The following is a 16,449-nucleotide window of genomic DNA, read 5'->3' as shown; positions in this document are numbered from 1 at the left end:
CGGATGGGACGGCTACTGCTCGTGCACGTCGCCTTCGCGGAGGTCGGCCAGCAGTGCGAGGGTGCGGGCTACCTGCTCTGGACCCTGCACCCGGAAGTTGGCGAGAGTGGATCCCTCCCCGCTCTTGAGCCCCAGGTCGTCTGCGCCCAGCGCGGCAAAGGCGTCTTCATCCGTGACATCGTCGCCCGCGAAGAACACGGCGTCCGCCCCGGTGTACTGGCGCAGGTGCTCAACGGCCTCGCCTTTGGTGGTCGAGCGCACAGAGAACTCGAGCACATTCTTGCCCTCGCGCACCGTGACACCCGACAATTCGGCCGCGACCTCAGATCGCGCGACGAGGTGCGCGACCCTGCTGTTGTGCTCTGTGGCAAGCCTCGTGTGCAGGGCGAAGCCGGCAGGCTTCTCTTCGAGCCAGACCTGATCCATCGAGTCAGCCACCTCGCCGAGCACGAGGTTCAGCACGTCGACCCTGGCCTGCTCGGCCGAGTCGAGCGCGGAATGGTCGTCGTCGGGATCGAGCCGGATCTCGATGCCGTGCGAACCCACCAGCAGCGCCGAATCAGGCAGGTCGGCGACCTGCTCGAGACTCTTCATCGCACGGCCGGAGACGAGCGCGACCCTCGTATACGGCATCGCGAGAAGCCGGAGCACGGCCGCTCTCGCCTCGGGAAGCGCGCGTGCCTTCTCTGGGTCGTCCACTTCCGGTGCCAGGGTGCCGTCGAAGTCGAGCGCGACGAGCAGTCGCTTGGTACGAGCCAATTCGCGGAGTGCCCCGATGAGAGGTTCAGGCAGTTTCGACCACGGAGGGTCGGTGTCGACGTCGACCATCAGTCCGTCCACCGCTTGTCTACAGTCCACTCGAGCTCGTCTGGCAGCTGCACAGGCACCAGTCGGTCGTAGCGACTGGCGCGGGCCTGCTCCAGGGTCTTCAGGAAATTGTTCGACCAGCGGGCGACATCGTTCTCGAGCACGCGCTTGCGAAGGGATCGCATCCGGGAGCTGCGCTCTTTCTCCGGCATTGCAATGGCCTGAAGAATCGTGTCCTTCAGCCCGTCGATGTCGTGGGGGTTGACCAGCAGCGCCTTCTTGAGCTCGTCCGACGCGCCGGTGAACTCGCTGAGCACGAGCACTCCGCCTTCGTCGAACCTGCTCGCCACGTACTCCTTGGCCACGAGGTTCATGCCGTCCCGAAGGGCTGTCACCAAAAGCACATCGGCCGCGAGGTACAGCGCCACCATCTCATCGCGGGGATAGCCGTGATGGTGGTAGCTGATCGCGGTGTGGCTCATCGTGGCGAAATCACCGTTGATGCGGCCCACCGTCAGCGCGATCTCATCCCTGAGCTGCATGTATGCGGCGACACGCTCACGGCTCGGGCTTGCCACCTGCACGAGCGTGACGTCCTGCACGTCGACCCTGCCCTCTGCCAGCAGCTCGCCGAATGCCTGCAGCCTGTGGCCGATACCTTTCGTGTAGTCGAGCCTGTCGACACCGAGCATGACGGTCTTCGGGTTACCGAGGCCCTCGCGGATCTTCCTCGCGCGTTCCTGGATGTGCGGCTGTCGCGCCAGTTTCTCAAAGCTGGAGGCATCGATCGAGATCGGGAAGGCCCGGGCAACCACCCGCCGGGGCCGCTCGGAACTCGAGGTGACTTCGATGACAGGATTCTTCGTCTGGTAGCCGGTGAGCCTGCGCACTGCCCGGAGGAAATTGCCAGCATCCGCAACCCGCTGGAATCCGATGACGTCGGCCCCCAGCAGTCCTTCGATGATCTGGGTGCGCCAGGGAAGCTGCGAGTAGATACCGTATGGCGGAAACGGAATGTGGTTGAAGAAGCCGATGGTGAGGTCTGGTCTCTTCTCACGCAGCATCTTCGGCACGAGCTGCAGCTGGTAATCCTGCACCCAAACGGCCGCGCCCTGGGCGCTCACCGCCGCCGCCGCGTCGGCGAAGCGCTGGTTGACCTTCACATAACACTCCCACCACTCACGGTGGTAGGCGGGAGACGAGATCACGTCGTGGTAAAGCGGCCAGAGGGTGTCGTTGCTGAACCCCTCGTAGAACTCCTCGATCTCCACCGCGCTGAGCGCAACGGGGATGATGTGAATGCCGTCATTCTCGAACCGCTCGATCTCGAGATCGGGTTGGCCACCCCAGCCCACCCAGGCGCCTTCGGCGTCACGCATCACCGGTTCGAGCGCGGTAACGAGACCCCCGGGAGATCGGGTCCAGCTGGCCACGCCGTCCGAGTCTGTGACACGGTCGACGGGTAAACGGTTCGAGACGATGACGAAATCGTATTCGGCTGCAGTGAGAGGCGTCGAGTCAGACATGTGCTTCCACGCTACCAGCGCGATCCACCGGCCGACGGCGCGGCCTATCATGGCGAAATGCCCATCATCGACAATGCGATCTATCGCGATGGTGTGCGCGACGCACACCCGGTCACCCTCGATCTCACGTTCGAAGCCCTGCGGGATCACGGCGGCTTCGCCTGGATCGGCATGTACCGGCCAACCGAGGAGGAGTTGCGAGCGGTCGCCGTCGAGTTCGGCCTCCATCGCCTCGCCGTAGAAGACGCCCTCAAGGGCCACCAGCGCCCCAAGCTCGAGCGATTCGGCGACACCCTGTTCGTCGTCCTGCGATCAGCGCGATACCTGGACGCGCCGGAAGAGGTGGAGTTCGGCGAAGTGCACCTGTTCATCGGACCGAACTTTGCGGTGACGATCCGTCACGCCGAATCTCCCGACCTCGGGCGAGTTCGTAAGCGGCTCGAGAAGGCACCGGCGCTGCTCACCCTCGGCCCGCAATCCGTGCTGTACGCGGTGCTCGACGAGGTCGTCGACGAGTACCTTCCGGTGATCCGGGGTCTTGAGAACGACGTCGACGAGATCGAGGACCAGCTGTTCGACCGCGATCCCTCGGTTCTCCGGCGCATCTACGAACTGGCCGGCGAGACCATGGCCTTCCAGCGTGCAACCCATCCGCTCATCGACATGTTGCGCTCGCTCGAAGCCGGATTCGCAAAATACAACGTCGACATCGAGTTGCAACGAAACCTGCGGGATGTGCTCGACCACAGCCTCAAGGTCGTCGAGCGTGCGGACTCGTTCAGGGCGGTTCTCGAGAATGCCCTGACCGTGCAGTCCACGCTCGTGATGCAGCGCCAGAACGAGGAGATGCGAAACCTCTCAGAGACCAGCATCCGCCAGGGCGACCAGGTCAAGAAGATCTCCGGATGGGCCGCCATCCTGTTCGTGCCGACCCTCGTCGCCGCCATCTACGGCATGAATTTCAGATACATGCCCGAACTCGAATGGACCTTCGGCTACCCGCTCGCCCTGCTGCTGATGCTCGGGTCGGCCGTGAGCCTGTATTTCGTATTCAAAAGGCGCGACTGGTTGTAGCGGCGTGTCGCTTCCGGCCACCTGCGGTAGCGTCCCTCACACTGGGGGTATGTCCGTGCGACACACTGCAGCCACCGAGGTCGAACAACAACTTGTGTTCGACCTGATGCGCGAGCGCCTGATCGATATGTTCGGTCCGGGTGGAAGCTTCCGCATCACAATGGGTCGCCCGGCCGCAGACGACGCATTTTTCGTCGCCACCGTCGCTGACACCATCGCCCACGAGGTCGCCACGGCATTCAACCCGGTCCGTCTCACCGAGGGTCGCCGGGTCGCAGAACCCACCCCCATGGCCGAGCACGAAAAGCTGTGGAAGCACATCGAGGGTGAGCTGGGAATCAAGACCACCGGCCCCGCTACCATCACGGCAGACGTCGATCGTCAGATCGCGATGGCGCAGCATCGTACCCTGCTCCACCACGCCGCCTAGTCCTGCACGGCAGCGGCATCCGCTCGTTTAGGCTGGTCTGATGCTGACAGTGGTTATCCCGTGGCGCGCGCAACCGACACGAATCCCCGCCCTCGACTCCGTGCGCACCTGGTATCTCGACGAGATCGGCGACGTCGATTTCGTGTTCGTCGACTCCCGCGACGAGATCTTCAATCTCTCGCAGGCTCGTAACACCGGAATCGCCTCGATCACCGACCCTGACCGGGTCGTCGTGGTCAACGACGCAGACACCATCCCCCAGCGGGAATCCCTACTGGAGGCGATCGCTGCGGCAGCGGACTCGGGGCGCGTGCACCTGCCGTATACCCGGTATCACTGGCTCGGGGCATCCGGTTCGGCCCAGCAGGCGGCGGGAACCGCCCTCGACGACTGCGAGTTCGAGCTGGTGCGTGGGGCTTGCTCCGGCGTGTACGTCACAACCCGGCGCACCTGGGAGAGCCATGGTGCTCAGGATGAGCGCTTCCGGGGCTGGGGTTTCGAGGATGCAGCCTGGTACCTCGCGCACTCGACCCTGCTCGGCGAACCTCCGCGTCGCTCGGAAGGCACGGTCTTCGCCCTCCACCACAAAGCCGAGGCCCGCGAAGGCGAGCACTATGACGCGAACGCCGCGCTGATGGAGCGCTACAGGGCCGCAGCGGGGGATGTCGATGCGATGCGAGTGCTGGTCGGGGAATCCTATTCAGACATGGCGTTGAACGCGCGAGCACTGCCCGGCGCCTGACGCAGGTTCAGCGCCAGCTCGTCCAGGCGTAACCGCGGAAGCGCGAGCGCACTCGCGATCGCTGCTTGGAGCTCGGCGACAGTCGCCTCGTTGGGCGCCAGCGCCACCCCGAAACCCTCTCGCTCGATCGCCTCAGCGCCTGCGAACTGGTCGGTCGAGAATGGCAGCACGACGAGGGGCACACCGAACGTCACAGCCTCCGTCACGCTGTTGTTGCCTCCGTGGGTGACAGCTGCCGCTGCGCTGCCGAGCAGCCTCACCTGGGGCAGGAACTCGCGCACCAGCCACCCGTCCGGCAGGTCGCCGAGGTCGCGCCGGTCGCCGGAGCCGAGCGCGAGAGCGACCCGGACCCCGACCGACTCCAGGGCGCGCACGACCTTCTCCGTGACGTCCGTCCGCACCGAAAGGAAGCTGCCGAAACTCACGTAAACGAACGGCTCGTCACTCGACGCCAGCCAGGCGTCGACCTCTGCGTCGGGGTTTTCCTCACGCACAGACGACCCGAGAAACACGTGTTTCGGCAGCGCCTGCTTTCTCGCGTCGTCGGCGAGCTCTTCCGGATAGTTCAGCATCAGCAGTTCCCCGTGCTCCGCAAAAGCATTCGCCGACGGTGTGGCAGAAGGATTCAGTTCGGCAAGGGCGGCATTCCATTCGGCGGTGAACGATTCGCTCACGCGGTCGCAAAGCTCGCGCAGAGCGCGGAGGTCGCCAGAACCCGGTTGGAAGGCGGCAGGCCAGGCCGGCGGGAATCCGTACACCTCGCCGGCGAGCGGCAGCGCGGATGGATGCCCCACCAGCACATCCGCGTACGAGATGCCCGCGGCATCCAGTGCAAGTCTCGAACTGAAGGCGAGGTGATCGACGATGATCGCGTCGGGCGCGACGGATTCGACGACCGCCTGTACCGCGCGCGCCACCCGTACCGGCTCCCACATGAAGTCGCTGAGCCGGGCCTCGGCCTGAAATGCGAGGGTGTCGACCATTCCGCGCCTGGTCGCATCGAAGAAGCCGCGCAGGGCGTCGTCTTCGCCCTGCGGCTGGTCTTCAGCCCTGATCACACCGGGGTTTGACCCTTTGCCGAGCTGGAGGTGCACCCTCTCGAAACCGAAGGATTCAACGATGGGGGCTATCGCCGGGCCCGTGGCCACGACGACACGCTCGCCGGAGTCTCGCCAGGCGGTGCCCAGAGTCGCCAGCGGAAGCAGGTGCGACGCGTAGTCGGGGCAAATGATGAGCAGCGTCACGATGTGGGCACGATCCACTCCCGGAGTCCGGCCTGGGCCGTGGACACGTCGCTGTAGACCTCGGCCAGCGATCGGGCCATCGCCTGGATCGTGAAGCTCTCCTCGACCGTGGCTCGCGAGAGGGCCGGGCGCTCGTCATCGGTCTCGGCAGAGGCGAAGTCGAGCGCGTCGACCATCGCCGCGCGCAGCAACTCGAGATCCCAGGTGGGCACGAGCAGTCCCGTGACGTTCTGCTGGACGTAGGTCGCGGGCCCGCCACCAGCAGGCGCGACCACGAAGAGCCCGGTCGCCATCGCTTCCAGCAGCGCGATGCCGAACTCCTCCTTCAGGCTTCCACAGACGTAGACACCTCGCGGTGCCGCGAGCCCTGGAACACCGAACCGGGCGGCGGCAACCCATCGCGCCGCTGTGTCGTTGGGCTGGTGGCCCGCGAGCAGCAGGCCGTGCTGCACACGGTTGTCGGCGGGGATGACCGCGTCCATCGCCGCGAGTTGCTGCAGTTCATCCGCTGACGGCGACTGCAGGTTTCCCCCGATCAACAGCAGGTTGGCGCGGTCGGCCAGCGGCCCGTTCGCCCAGGCCTCGACGATCGTCGCCATGCCCTTGACCCGGTGGAACCGGCCGACGCTGACCAGCAGCGGAAGGCCCCTGCGCCATTCCGGCAGGGCCTCGAGCAGGTCGCGCAGTTGCTCCAGCGGCTTCGAGCCCGGGAGGCCCGCCGCCAGGTCTGCGGCTTCGTCCACGGCGCGATCCACCACACCCATGTCGATGCCCTCCGGCACGATCGAATGCCGCTCCGGATGCGCGTTGATATCGATGCCGACGAGCTCGCGCATGTCGCTCTCGAGATTCGGCCTCGGAAACAGCACCGTGTGGTCGGCGTTCGCCGCCATCCGCTGCACGAGCCTGACCCTGAACCAGAAATGCTCGCGTTCGTCGACGTCGCCGAAGTTCTGCTGGGTGAGGGCGCCCGAGTTGTCGAGCGAATCGATGACGGCATGGGGGTCTGGAGCGACGGTGAACACGACGGGGATGTCGAGCTCCCGGGCGACATCGGCCGCGGCGAGGCTACCGACATCGGCCATCCTGAGGTGGAGCACATCGACGCCACCCGCGGCTCGCAGCAGCCTCCGGATGCCCCGCCGCACTGCGACACGCAGCGGCCAGGCGCTTGCGGACTGGATCGGCTCACTCAGGGTCGGGACGCGACCGTACACGTGTCCCGATGCCGTGGTCGCGATCTCGGACACGCTCGCCACGGCGTCTGTGGCGGTTCCCCGAGACAGGGTGATCACCCGCTCGACCCTGGTCGAGTCATCCGGTGCCGCAATGAGGGCGTCGCCCAGGCGCACGAGCAGTGTCGCGATTCCGCCGTTGTCGCCGCTACCCACCTGCAACAGATTGGCGTCGATATCGGCGTGCAGGAAAAGTTGCGCGACGGTCAGGACACCGGGATTCGCCTGGGCAGGCAATTCGGAGATATCGAACCGCGAGAGCTTCGCGACATCGGCGAGGTAGCTATCTGCTACTGCTGCCACACCATCGAGATAACTGACGATACGTGGATCGGGTCCGCGTTGCCCGAGGGCCGACACGGCGGCCACGCGCACGACCTCGAACTCGTTCTCGTCTGCCGCCATTCGCAGCAGTGGCGCGATAGTCATACCGCTGCGAACCAGCCCCAGGGTCTCGACGAGCCGGTACCGTGCATCTTCGTCGCGCACACCGAGGAGGGCGCCTTCGAGCCCGACGGCGATGATCTGCGGGGTCGAATGCGACCACTGCTCGAGGGTGCGCTGGGCGACCATCCCGCCGAATCCCCCGACGATCACGAGCCCGATCAGCCGGCTGACGGCGTCGACCTGGGGAAGTCGCGAGCAGAGCGCCCAGGCGGCATGCTCGCGCAGGAAGCCTTTCCGGCTCGACAGGAGCTTCGATATCGCCCGGTCTGCGTCTTCGTCGAAAATACCGGACAGGGCGTGCGTGGCGGCTATGGCGACGAGCTGGTTATCGTCGGCGATGGCTGCCTTCAAGACACGGATAGTCCTGACGCCGCCCTCGCGGCTGGCCTCGAAGGCGAGCTCATCGGCGAGCCGCATGGCATCCACGAGCCTGGTTGCGTGTCGAACAGAGTCGAGCGCGGTGAGAATACCCACGGTTCACTCCCCTCCCGGATGTCGGCCGTGCGGCCTGAATTGACAATGCATCTCGATGATATGCGTCCGAGACAGGGGAAAGGATGAGCTAACGTAAACGCGACCAAAAGGAGAATGGGTGCCACAGCGAATTGTCGTCATCGGGGATATCGGTGTCGTCGACGGAATGATCCACATCGGTGACGAAGCGATGTTCGAAGCGGCCGTCAACGCATTGCGGGAACGCGGAATCACCGATATCACGGGCATCTCGACGACACCCGCCGAGAGCGCGGAGCGGTATAACATCTCGGCCATCCGCACTATCGGGTGGCCAGGCTCCCGCGCCGATCGCGAGGAACGACTGGCCCGAGTCGTCGCGGCGGTGTCTACCCCGTCGACGCTGGATGCCGACGACCCCGCACACGAGGTCATCGCGGCAATCCGGGACTCGGATGGACTGGCCATCGCCGGAGGCGGCAACATGTCGACCCTCTGGCCGCACCACATTTTCGAGCGCACAGCGCTGGGTCGCATCGCCGTCGCCCTCGACAAGCCCGTCGTCGTCAGCGGCCAGACGATCGGGCCCGAGCTGGATGACGCCGACTCCGCCCTTGTGCGTAACCTGCTGGGCAGCGCCGAAGTGGTCGGGTTGCGCGAACCGAGTTCGTTTGCGCTGTGCGGGCGGCTGGGACTGACCGACCTCACCCAGACGATCGACGACGCCAGCTTCCTCGTCAGCGATGACGTGCCGGCCTCGTCGACCTACTGTCTCGTCAGCGTTGCCAGCCATGTCGGCGATGCCTCCCGGGCGGAGGTCGTGGTGGCACTCGCTGCACTGCTCGACACCGTTGCGACAGAGACTGGCCTCGAGATCGTCTTCTTCGCCCATTTCGGACCGCTGGATGGCCCCTCTCGCGGCGACGCCGTCATGCACGATGCCGTGATCGCCGCGATGGCCAGCCCGGCCAGGATCGTGCCGCCCGTCGATTCGGTGACGGGCGCCAGCCTGGCGAGGAAAGCCGCCATGGTCGTCAGTAGCCGGTACCATCCCGTGGTGTTCGCCGTTCCCGCCGGCGTTCCGACGATCGGGATCCCCGTCGACGGGTACACCGGCGTCAAACTGAGCGGAGCGCTCGGCAACTTCGGCCAGGACGGCCTGCTGGGCGTCGACGAACTGCTGGCGGGCAGGGGCGCGGCCCTGGTCGCGCGATTGTGGGCCGATCGTGACGTCATCCGCTCCGGAGCTGCCGCGCTGGCACCCAGCGCCCACGCCGCGTCATCTGCCTGGTGGGATCGCATCGCGGCGATTTTCGGTGCGACCCGCCCCTAGCGGCCCCTCAACTGGCGATCCATCAGATCTCTTGTAGACTGATGGGCAACAAGGGGAGTACTCCCGACTGCGGTCGGTCCGTCAATACGAATGCATCGTCGCGTTCCGGGCCGCCGGTTCTGAACTGATCTCTATCGATCGGTTCGGGCGGAGGAGACCTTGGCGCCACATTCACGCCAACCCTCCCTTGGAGTTATTTCATGCAGATCACACCCCTGACCTGGATTCTCACCATCGCGGTGACGATTCTCTTCTTCGTGTACGAATTCTTCGTCCACGTGCGCAAACCGCACGAACCCACCATTGGCGAATCGGCCCGCTGGTCGGTGTTCTACATCAGTCTCGCCCTGCTGTTCGGTGTCGGTATCGGCGTGGTTTCAGGGTGGACGTTCGGCGGTGAGTACTTCGCCGGCTACCTCACCGAGAAGGCACTCTCGATCGACAACCTCTTCGTGTTCCTGCTGGTGATGAGCGCGTTCGCTGTGCCGAAGGCCTACCAGCAGAAGGTGCTGATGATCGGCATCGTGATCGCGCTGATCCTGCGTGGTGGCTTCATCGCGATCGGCGCGACCCTGATCGAGAATCTGTCGTGGATCTTCTACCTGTTCGGTGCACTGCTGCTCTTCCTGGCCTACCGCCAGGCGTTCTCGAGCCATGAGACCGATCCGGCGAACAACCGGTTCATGCGGTTCGTGCGCCGCCACCTCTCGGTGACCGACGAGTATCACGGAGACCGGCTCACCGTGAAGAAGAACGGCAAGCGGTTCGTCACCCCGATGCTTCTCACGATCGTTGCGATCGGTTTCATCGACCTGATCTTCGCGGTCGACTCCATTCCCGCCATCTACGGGCTCACGAACGAGGCGTACATCGTGTTCACAGCGAACGCCTTCGCCCTGATGGGCCTGCGCCAGCTGTTCTTCCTCATCGGCGGACTGCTGCAGCGTCTCGTCTACCTGTCCCAGGGCCTCGCGGTCATCCTGGCCTTCATCGGTGTGAAGCTCGTCTTCCACGCGTTGCACGTAAACGAACTGACGTTCATCAACGGTGGAGAGCCGCTGCTGTGGGTGCCCGAGATTCCGATCTCGTTCTCCCTGCTGTTCATCGGCGCCACGATTGCCGTTGCGACCGTCGCGAGCCTGTTGAAGACTCGCAAAGACCGTCCAGACGCAGACACGCCTCCCGCCATCGATCCGTCCATCAAAAAGGAGTACTCGAATTGAGCATGTTCTCGAAGCTGACCGGCCTCGCACAGAAGGCACTCGACAAGTCCGGCTCGTCGAACCAGGGTGGCAACTCTGGCCAGACCGACTGGCGGGCAATCGTTCGCACGGCGGCAGGGGCGCTGACCGGCGACGGCCGCAATCCTGAGCCCGGCCGTCAGGCTGAGCCGTCCAACAGCTCCCCCGCCGCCCAGCCGGTCCAGGGCCGTAGCACCGTGCCCCCCGTGCCGGTCAGCGACGCGGATCGGGCCGCGATCGCCCGGTACGACTACCTGCTGCAGACTGCAGACCCGCACCAGGTAGAACTCGTGCACCGTGAGGCATTCGAACGGCTGACACCTGCGCAGCGAGATCAGATCCAGCAGCGGATGCACGCAGAACTGCCCGCACACGAACGACCGCGCACTTCTACCGCCGACGACCTCGCTCGAACCGCTGCGCGCACCGAGGCAAGCCGCCCCGGGCTCCTTCGGGGCCTCCTGGCGCGCGCTGGCGGTGGGGCCGGCCATGGCGCTGGTCGTGGCGCGCTTATCGGTGGAGCCGCAGCGGGAGCGGGCCTCGCAGCTGGCGGCGTTCTCACCGCGGTCGCCGGCGGAGCCATCATCAGTTCCGTCGCTGGCCCCCTTCTGGAGCAGGCGGCGAATATCGGAGTCGACTTCGAGTCCCTCGCGAGCGGCATCAACCTGGAGTCCATCGCCGGAGGCGTGGATCTTGGGGGCCTCAGCGGGGGCGTGGACGAGCTTGCGACCAGCGCCGGCGATACGGTCTCGGGGCTCGGTGACCAGGTGAGCGAGCTCGGATCCGGCTTCACCCTTCCCGGGCTGGACGACCTCTTCGGGCGATGAGCAGCCGGCAGGTTTCCGCTGATACGCAGCTGGATGCGAGGTCGAAACCGGGCGCGCTCTAGACCGAGACGTGCCCGGGACGTCGGCACACAACAGCCGCGACGGTCACTGCGGGACATGCGGGATATGCGGGATATGCGGGACATGCAATCATTGCTGTCCCGGCAGTGACGTATGTACCGTTGACATCGTAGGGACGATGGAAGAGCAAAACCGTCCGGACTGACGCTGCCACCGCTGAAGAACCCCCACGATGAGCGCCCAGCGCCAAACGGGGAGCATTCCTCCTGGCCGGGTGCCCAGGGTGCCGAACGCGACACAGGTCATGTCAACAGTGCCCGGATGACCACCATGGCAGGCCCCATGAGATGCGCTGTGCCCATGGCCGAACCTTTCAATGAAAATATTTCGGTTCAGACCAGTTGAACGAAAACGCGGTGTCTATCGTCGCACTCTCAGGCGGTGACCGGTGTCAACCCGAGCGCTCTGGCCCGACGGGAACGCCGCATGGCGACCACCGCCAGCAGTGTGCTTGCCGCGCCGAATATGAACAGGATCACGGCAGCGGAGACCACCGTCACTGCGCTCCCACCCGCGACGATGCCCTGTATGCCGCTCACGGCATAGGTGAGGGGCAGCAACGGACTGACCGCCTGGTACGGCGCTGCCAGGGCCTGGATCGGGTAGATTCCGCCCGTCGAGGTCAGCTGCAGGGCCAGCAGGAACAGCGAGATCACAAGCCCTCCGCGACCGAATGCCGTCGTCAGCAGGTAGTGGAACGCGGTGAAAGCGAGGGCGATGAGCAGCGAGAATCCGAGTGTCGCCGGAAGTAGGCTCCAGCCAACCCCGAGTGCACCGTGCAGCAGGCCGACGAGAAGCACAGCCTGCGCCGCGGTGACGATGGCGGCTCGACCGAGCGTTGCTGAGACGAGGCGGCCACTGCGAGCGGTCGACGCGAGAGCTCGGGTTGTGACCGGGCGCATCACCAGGAACACCGCGAGAGCTCCGACCCACAGGCCCAGCGGAATGAAGAACGTCGCCACCACCTGGCTGAGGTTCGACACCGGGTTGGCGGTCGATACCGAGAGGGTAACGGGGTCGGCCACAATTTCGGCCATGGATGCCGCGGTGCCAGGGTCAGCGGCAGGCACAGCATCGGCACCGGACTGCAGCCCCGTGGCGAGGTCTGTGGCACCGGTGGCGAGTCCAGTCGCCCCGCTCACCAGCGCGGGCCCGCCTGCACTCAACTGTGCGGCCCCGTCTGCGCTCTGGGAGATGCCGTATTGCACACCCTCGATGCCCGAGGTCGCCTGGGAACTCAGTGTCGAGCCGCCGGCCGCGGCTCCAGCGAGCTTGTCGGCGATCGCCCGCAGCCCGCCCGAGATGGCGGGGTCGACGGTCGGGTTGGCCTCGATGGCCGGGGTGAGCTGCGACAATGCGCCCGAGAGCTGGGACACCCCTCCCGTGTAGCTCGCGATACCGTCGGTGAGATCGATGAGCCCGTATGCACCATCCCGGAGATCGTCCAGGCCACCGGCCAGCGACCCGACTCCTGCGGTGTATTCGCCGAGCCCACTGGAGAGGGACGTCGCGCCCATCGATAGCTGGGTGGCGCCCTCGGCCGCGGTTCCGAGCGAGGTTCCAAGGTCACCCAGACTCGCGTAGATGCCGCCGATGTACTGGGCGGTGATGGTCTTGCCGAACGTGTCTGTCATCGTCTGGCCCACGACCTGCGCAACCGATCCGGTCAGGTAGCTGTGGGAGTCGTCGGTGCGGATCGAGATGTCCGCCTGCTGCGGTGTGGCACTGGAGAGCGACAGGATCGACGTCGAGAAGTTGGACGGCACAGTGAGCACGGCATACACCTCGCCCGCGTCGAGAGCTGCCGCGGCATCCTCAGCATTGGTAATCGTCCAGTCGAAACCATCGGCGCCGGTGAGTTCGGTGACCAGGAGTCGACCGGCGAACACCGGTGTCTCTGTGCCATCGGGTGCCGTGGTGTTCTGCAGGGTGTCATCGTTCACGATGGCCACCGGGATGCTGTCGAGCGACTTCTCCCCCTGGCCGAGCGCCCCGACGAACAGTCCGGTGAAGGCGAGGGGGATCAGGACAACGGCGGCGAGGCCGACGCGGCGCCACGCTCGAGTAGTGGTCGTCATCGGACGACTCCTTCCGTGCTGAGGTGGCGGGATTCAGGGAGGTCGAGTGGCTCCGAGAGATCGATGTCGACGTGCTTCCTGCCGCCCGTCGCGTTCGCGAACGATGCGGTGCGACCGAGTCGCGAGGCCGGTGGTGTGCCGATGACGATCACTGTCGTCGCGCTCGCCAGGGAACACACGGCAGCGACGAACGCGGCTTCATCGCGGGGGTCGGCAAACGCGTCGAGCTGGTCGAGCATGACCACCGTCGGTCGCTCGGCGATGGCCACAGTCGCGAGTGCGACAGCGCGCTCGAGCTGCGGCAGGCCGACCAGCGTGCTGTCCCGCTGGACTTCCCTGCGACCCTCGCCCAGCACGGCATTCATCCTGTCGAGCCAGCGCTGTGACTGCCTGGTGATCGTGAACATGCGGTACCAGGGCTGGGTCAGTTCCAGACGTTCGTCGAGGAGCTCCCCGACCGTGACACCCGACTCGGAACTCTGGCTTCCGCCGATGTCGGCCAGCGCCACGATCGCGCGCACCGCTGCAGCTTCCGACGGAAGTGGATGCCCGCCCACCTGTGCCTGTCCCGACAGTGGCTCGAGCCTCCCGGCCAGGGTCGCGGCCAGCCGTCGACGATCCATGGCGTCACCGCTGGCGGTCACCACGGAACCTTCGGCCACCGAGATCGTGAAGGGTCCGACGCTGTCGTCCGCTGAACCGACGACGAGGTTGTCAGCACTCAGCACCGCCGTGGTTCGTGCAGCCCAATCGAGGGAGTGCTTGTGTTCGCGCAACTGCTCACCCTCGATGTCGAGCATCGGCAGTACGCGACCGAGCCAGCGGGGCATCCACCATGCAGCATTGCCGAAGAGGGTCATGAGCGCGGGCACGAGCGTCATACGTACCAGGAACGCGTCGAGCGCGATGCCGACCGCGAGGCCCAGGGCGATGCCCTTGATGGTCCCGCTGCCTTCGGGCACGAAGGCGAAGAACACGAAGAACATGATGAGGGCCGCGGCCGTGACGACCCGGGCACCGTTGGCGAACCCGGTACTGACCGAGTGTCTTGCGTCGCCCGTCTTGACGTACTCCTCCCTCATCCCTGAGACGAGGAACACCTCGTAGTCCATGGCCAGGCCGAACAGTACGGCCATCAGGATGATCGGCATGAAGCTCAGGATCGGGCCGGGGTTCTCGACGTGCAGCAGTTCGGAGAACCAGCCCCACTGGAAGATGGCGACCACGATTCCAAACGACGCGACGACGGAGAGCAGGAACCCGAGGGCCGCCTTGATCGGCACGAGCACCGACCTGAATACGGCGATGAGCAGGATGATCGACAGCCCGACCACGATGAGTCCGAATGGCACGAGAGCGTTTGTCAGTCGGTTCGAGATGTCGATGCCGATGGCGGTGGCACCGGTCACGAAGATCGGGGTGTCGTACTGCGATTCGATGATCGGGCCGAGTTCCCTGATCGCCTCGACGAGTTCCTTGGTCTCGACCGCGTCGGGGGCGCTGGAGGGGGTCACCTGCAGGATCGCGGTGTCGAGGCCCTCATCCGGGATGCCCTGCGAGACGAACGCGACATCCGGCAGGGTCCGCAGGTCATCAGCAATCGAGCCGAGATCGCCCAGGATGTCCGTGGTCTGGGTGATGTCGACAGCGACGATGAGCGGTCCGTTGTAGCCGGCGCCGAAGCCGTCGCTTACGAGATCGTACGCCTCGCGCTGGGTGGAGCCCGCGGGCTCTGACCCGCCATCCGGCAGGTTCAGGTCGAGGCTCAACGCGGGGATGGCGAGCGTTCCGAGAATGCCGATCACCGCGATGGTGGCGAGGATCGGATGCTTCATCACACCCTTGACCCAGCGCATGCCCATGGTCTTCTGCTGGCCGGGCTCTGCATTGGCGCGCTTCCACGACCGGGAGCCGGTCTTCGGCGCGAGGCGGCCCTTAGCAAGCCCCAGGAACGCTGGCAGCAGGGTGGTGGCTACCCCGATCGCAATGAGCACCGCGACGGCGGCGCCCACCCCCATGACGCTGAGGAACGGGATGCCGACGACAAGCAACCCGAGCAGTGCGATGATGACGGTAATCCCTGCGAAGACCACGGCACTGCCCGCAGTACCGACGGACATCGCCGCCGACTCCTCGGGGTCTTCGCCCCTGGCCAGCTGGGTTCGATGCCGGGACAGGATGAAGAGCGCGTAGTCGATCCCGACCGCGAGGCCGATCATGAGCGCCAACAGTGGAGCCGAGCTCGACACTGTCGTGAACGCCGAGAGCGAGATGATCGCGCCCATGACGATCCCGACGCCGATGAGGGCGCTGATCAGGGGCATTCCTGCTGCGAGCAGCGAACCGAAGGTGATGAACAGCACGACCCCGGCAAAGAGCACGCCGAACACCTCGGTGACGGTGATGCCGACCGTGTTGTCCTGGAAGACCTGGCCGCCGAATTCGACCCTGAGCCCATCACCCTGGGCAACACCGGCGGTCGCTTTGAGGTCGGCAATCGTCTGCTCTGAGACCTCGGCTGAGGAGCCGACCAGTTGCACCCTGATGATCGCCATGTTGCCGTCATTGCTGATGGCGTCTCCTGCGTATTCGCTGAACGGGCTGAGGGCGGAGTCGACTCCTTCGACGTTTCCGATGGTGGTGACGAGGTTCTCGATGCCAGCCTTTTCATCGTCGATGGATGCCCCGGCCGGGGCCACGACGACGGCTGTCGCGCTAGCCCCGGCGACGGAGGGGAACACGGCTTCGAGGCGGTCGAGCGCATCCTGCGATTCGGTGCCGGGAATGACGAAGGATTCCTGCGTCTGGCCGCCGAGGGCGATGCCACCGCCCAGCACTCCGACGATGAGCAACAGCCACACCCCGAGAATGCGCCAGGGACGCCGGTACGCGAAGCGGCCGAGCCGGTAGAGGAGAGTTGCCATTGGTGAC

The 16,449-nt window shown here is 65.5% G+C and carries 12 protein-coding genes; 6 read left to right on the top strand and 6 right to left on the bottom strand.

Going from position 1 to position 16,449, the window contains the following annotated elements:
• Window positions 1-12 precede the first annotated feature (12 nt).
• Together otsB and otsA are read right to left on the bottom strand one after the other, a co-directional pair.
• A complete protein-coding gene (otsB, locus tag IEW81_RS09375) occupies window positions 13-840 on the bottom strand; it encodes a trehalose-phosphatase (protein ID WP_229671329.1) in 828 nt (275 codons plus the stop codon).
• Window positions 828-2,333: an alpha,alpha-trehalose-phosphate synthase (UDP-forming) gene (gene otsA / locus IEW81_RS09370; protein ID WP_097059644.1), complete on the bottom strand. Its 1,506-nt coding sequence runs from the start codon at window positions 2,331-2,333 to the stop codon at window positions 828-830. The genes otsB and otsA overlap by 13 nt, the downstream gene beginning before the upstream one ends.
• 57 nt (window positions 2,334-2,390) lie before the next feature.
• Here otsA and IEW81_RS09365 point away from each other — a divergent pair, with 57 nt between their 5' ends.
• The 3 genes from IEW81_RS09365 to IEW81_RS09355 are packed head-to-tail and all read left to right on the top strand — an operon-like array spanning window position 2,391 to window position 4,579.
• Window positions 2,391-3,407 carry a magnesium and cobalt transport protein CorA gene (locus IEW81_RS09365; protein ID WP_097059843.1) on the top strand — a complete coding sequence of 339 codons (1,017 nt, stop codon included), beginning with the start codon at window positions 2,391-2,393 and terminating at the stop codon, window positions 3,405-3,407.
• 55 nt (window positions 3,408-3,462) lie between these two features.
• Window positions 3,463-3,837, top strand: coding sequence for a hypothetical protein (locus IEW81_RS09360; RefSeq protein ID WP_143544612.1), 375 nt, complete (start codon window positions 3,463-3,465; stop codon window positions 3,835-3,837).
• A gap of 40 nt (window positions 3,838-3,877) precedes the next feature.
• Window positions 3,878-4,579 (top strand): hypothetical protein, encoded by a 702-nt coding sequence (locus tag IEW81_RS09355; protein ID WP_097059642.1) that lies wholly within the window; start codon window positions 3,878-3,880, stop codon window positions 4,577-4,579.
• Here the strand turns inward: IEW81_RS09355 and IEW81_RS09350 are convergent.
• Entirely contained in the window at window positions 4,534-5,841 is a 1,308-nt protein-coding gene (locus tag IEW81_RS09350) for a glycosyltransferase (protein WP_308421896.1), read from the bottom strand. The genes IEW81_RS09355 and IEW81_RS09350 overlap by 46 nt on opposite strands.
• Window positions 5,820-7,979 carry a glycosyltransferase gene (locus IEW81_RS09345; RefSeq protein ID WP_097059640.1) on the bottom strand — a complete coding sequence of 720 codons (2,160 nt, stop codon included), beginning with the start codon at window positions 7,977-7,979 and terminating at the stop codon, window positions 5,820-5,822. The genes IEW81_RS09350 and IEW81_RS09345 overlap by 22 nt, the downstream gene beginning before the upstream one ends.
• Window positions 7,980-8,097: 118 nt before the next feature.
• On the opposite strand from IEW81_RS09345, the gene IEW81_RS09340 reads away from it, so the two are divergent.
• The 3 genes from IEW81_RS09340 to IEW81_RS09330 all read left to right on the top strand — a co-directional run bounded on the left by IEW81_RS09340 (window position 8,098) and on the right by IEW81_RS09330 (window position 11,359).
• The gene (locus IEW81_RS09340) at window positions 8,098-9,291 is read left to right on the top strand and encodes a polysaccharide pyruvyl transferase family protein (RefSeq protein ID WP_097059639.1); all 1,194 of its coding nucleotides are present in this window, start codon (window positions 8,098-8,100) and stop codon (window positions 9,289-9,291) included.
• Between the two features lie 200 nt (window positions 9,292-9,491).
• Window positions 9,492-10,514 carry a TerC family protein gene (locus IEW81_RS09335; protein ID WP_097059638.1) on the top strand — a complete coding sequence of 341 codons (1,023 nt, stop codon included), beginning with the start codon at window positions 9,492-9,494 and terminating at the stop codon, window positions 10,512-10,514.
• A 2-nt stretch (window positions 10,515-10,516) separates the two neighbouring features.
• Window positions 10,517-11,359 carry a hypothetical protein gene (locus IEW81_RS09330; protein WP_229671351.1) on the top strand — a complete coding sequence of 281 codons (843 nt, stop codon included), beginning with the start codon at window positions 10,517-10,519 and terminating at the stop codon, window positions 11,357-11,359.
• 455 nt (window positions 11,360-11,814) lie between these two features.
• On the opposite strand, the gene IEW81_RS09325 is transcribed toward IEW81_RS09330, so the two are convergent.
• Both IEW81_RS09325 and IEW81_RS09320 read right to left on the bottom strand, forming a co-directional pair.
• Window positions 11,815-13,518 (bottom strand): YhgE/Pip family protein, encoded by a 1,704-nt coding sequence (locus IEW81_RS09325; RefSeq protein ID WP_097059636.1) that lies wholly within the window; start codon window positions 13,516-13,518, stop codon window positions 11,815-11,817.
• Window positions 13,515-16,442, bottom strand: coding sequence for an MMPL family transporter (locus IEW81_RS09320; RefSeq protein ID WP_097059635.1), 2,928 nt, complete (start codon window positions 16,440-16,442; stop codon window positions 13,515-13,517). Before IEW81_RS09320 ends, IEW81_RS09325 begins: the two co-directional genes overlap by 4 nt.
• Between the last annotated feature and the right edge of the window lie 7 nt (window positions 16,443-16,449).

This window comes from Salinibacterium xinjiangense (genome assembly GCF_014645015.1).
GTDB lineage: Bacteria > Actinomycetota > Actinomycetes > Actinomycetales > Microbacteriaceae > Rhodoglobus > Rhodoglobus xinjiangensis.
The sequence above is the reverse complement of the archived record's forward strand: the minus strand, read 5'-3'. Positions and strand labels throughout refer to the sequence as shown.

Bases quoted from the DNA above. Each gene is read 5' to 3' on its own strand.
- otsA (WP_097059644.1), bottom strand. From the start codon at position 2,333: ATGTCTGACTCGACGCCTCTCACTGCAGCCGAATACGATTTCGTCATC.
- IEW81_RS09365 (WP_097059843.1), top strand. From the start codon at position 2,391: ATGCCCATCATCGACAATGCGATCTATCGCGATGGTGTGCGCGACGCA.
- IEW81_RS09355 (WP_097059642.1), top strand. From the start codon at position 3,878: ATGCTGACAGTGGTTATCCCGTGGCGCGCGCAACCGACACGAATCCCC.
- IEW81_RS09335 (WP_097059638.1), top strand. From the start codon at position 9,492: ATGCAGATCACACCCCTGACCTGGATTCTCACCATCGCGGTGACGATT.
- IEW81_RS09330 (WP_229671351.1), top strand. From the start codon at position 10,517: ATGTTCTCGAAGCTGACCGGCCTCGCACAGAAGGCACTCGACAAGTCC.
- IEW81_RS09325 (WP_097059636.1), bottom strand. From the start codon at position 13,518: ATGACGACCACTACTCGAGCGTGGCGCCGCGTCGGCCTCGCCGCCGTT.
- IEW81_RS09320 (WP_097059635.1), bottom strand. From the start codon at position 16,442: ATGGCAACTCTCCTCTACCGGCTCGGCCGCTTCGCGTACCGGCGTCCC.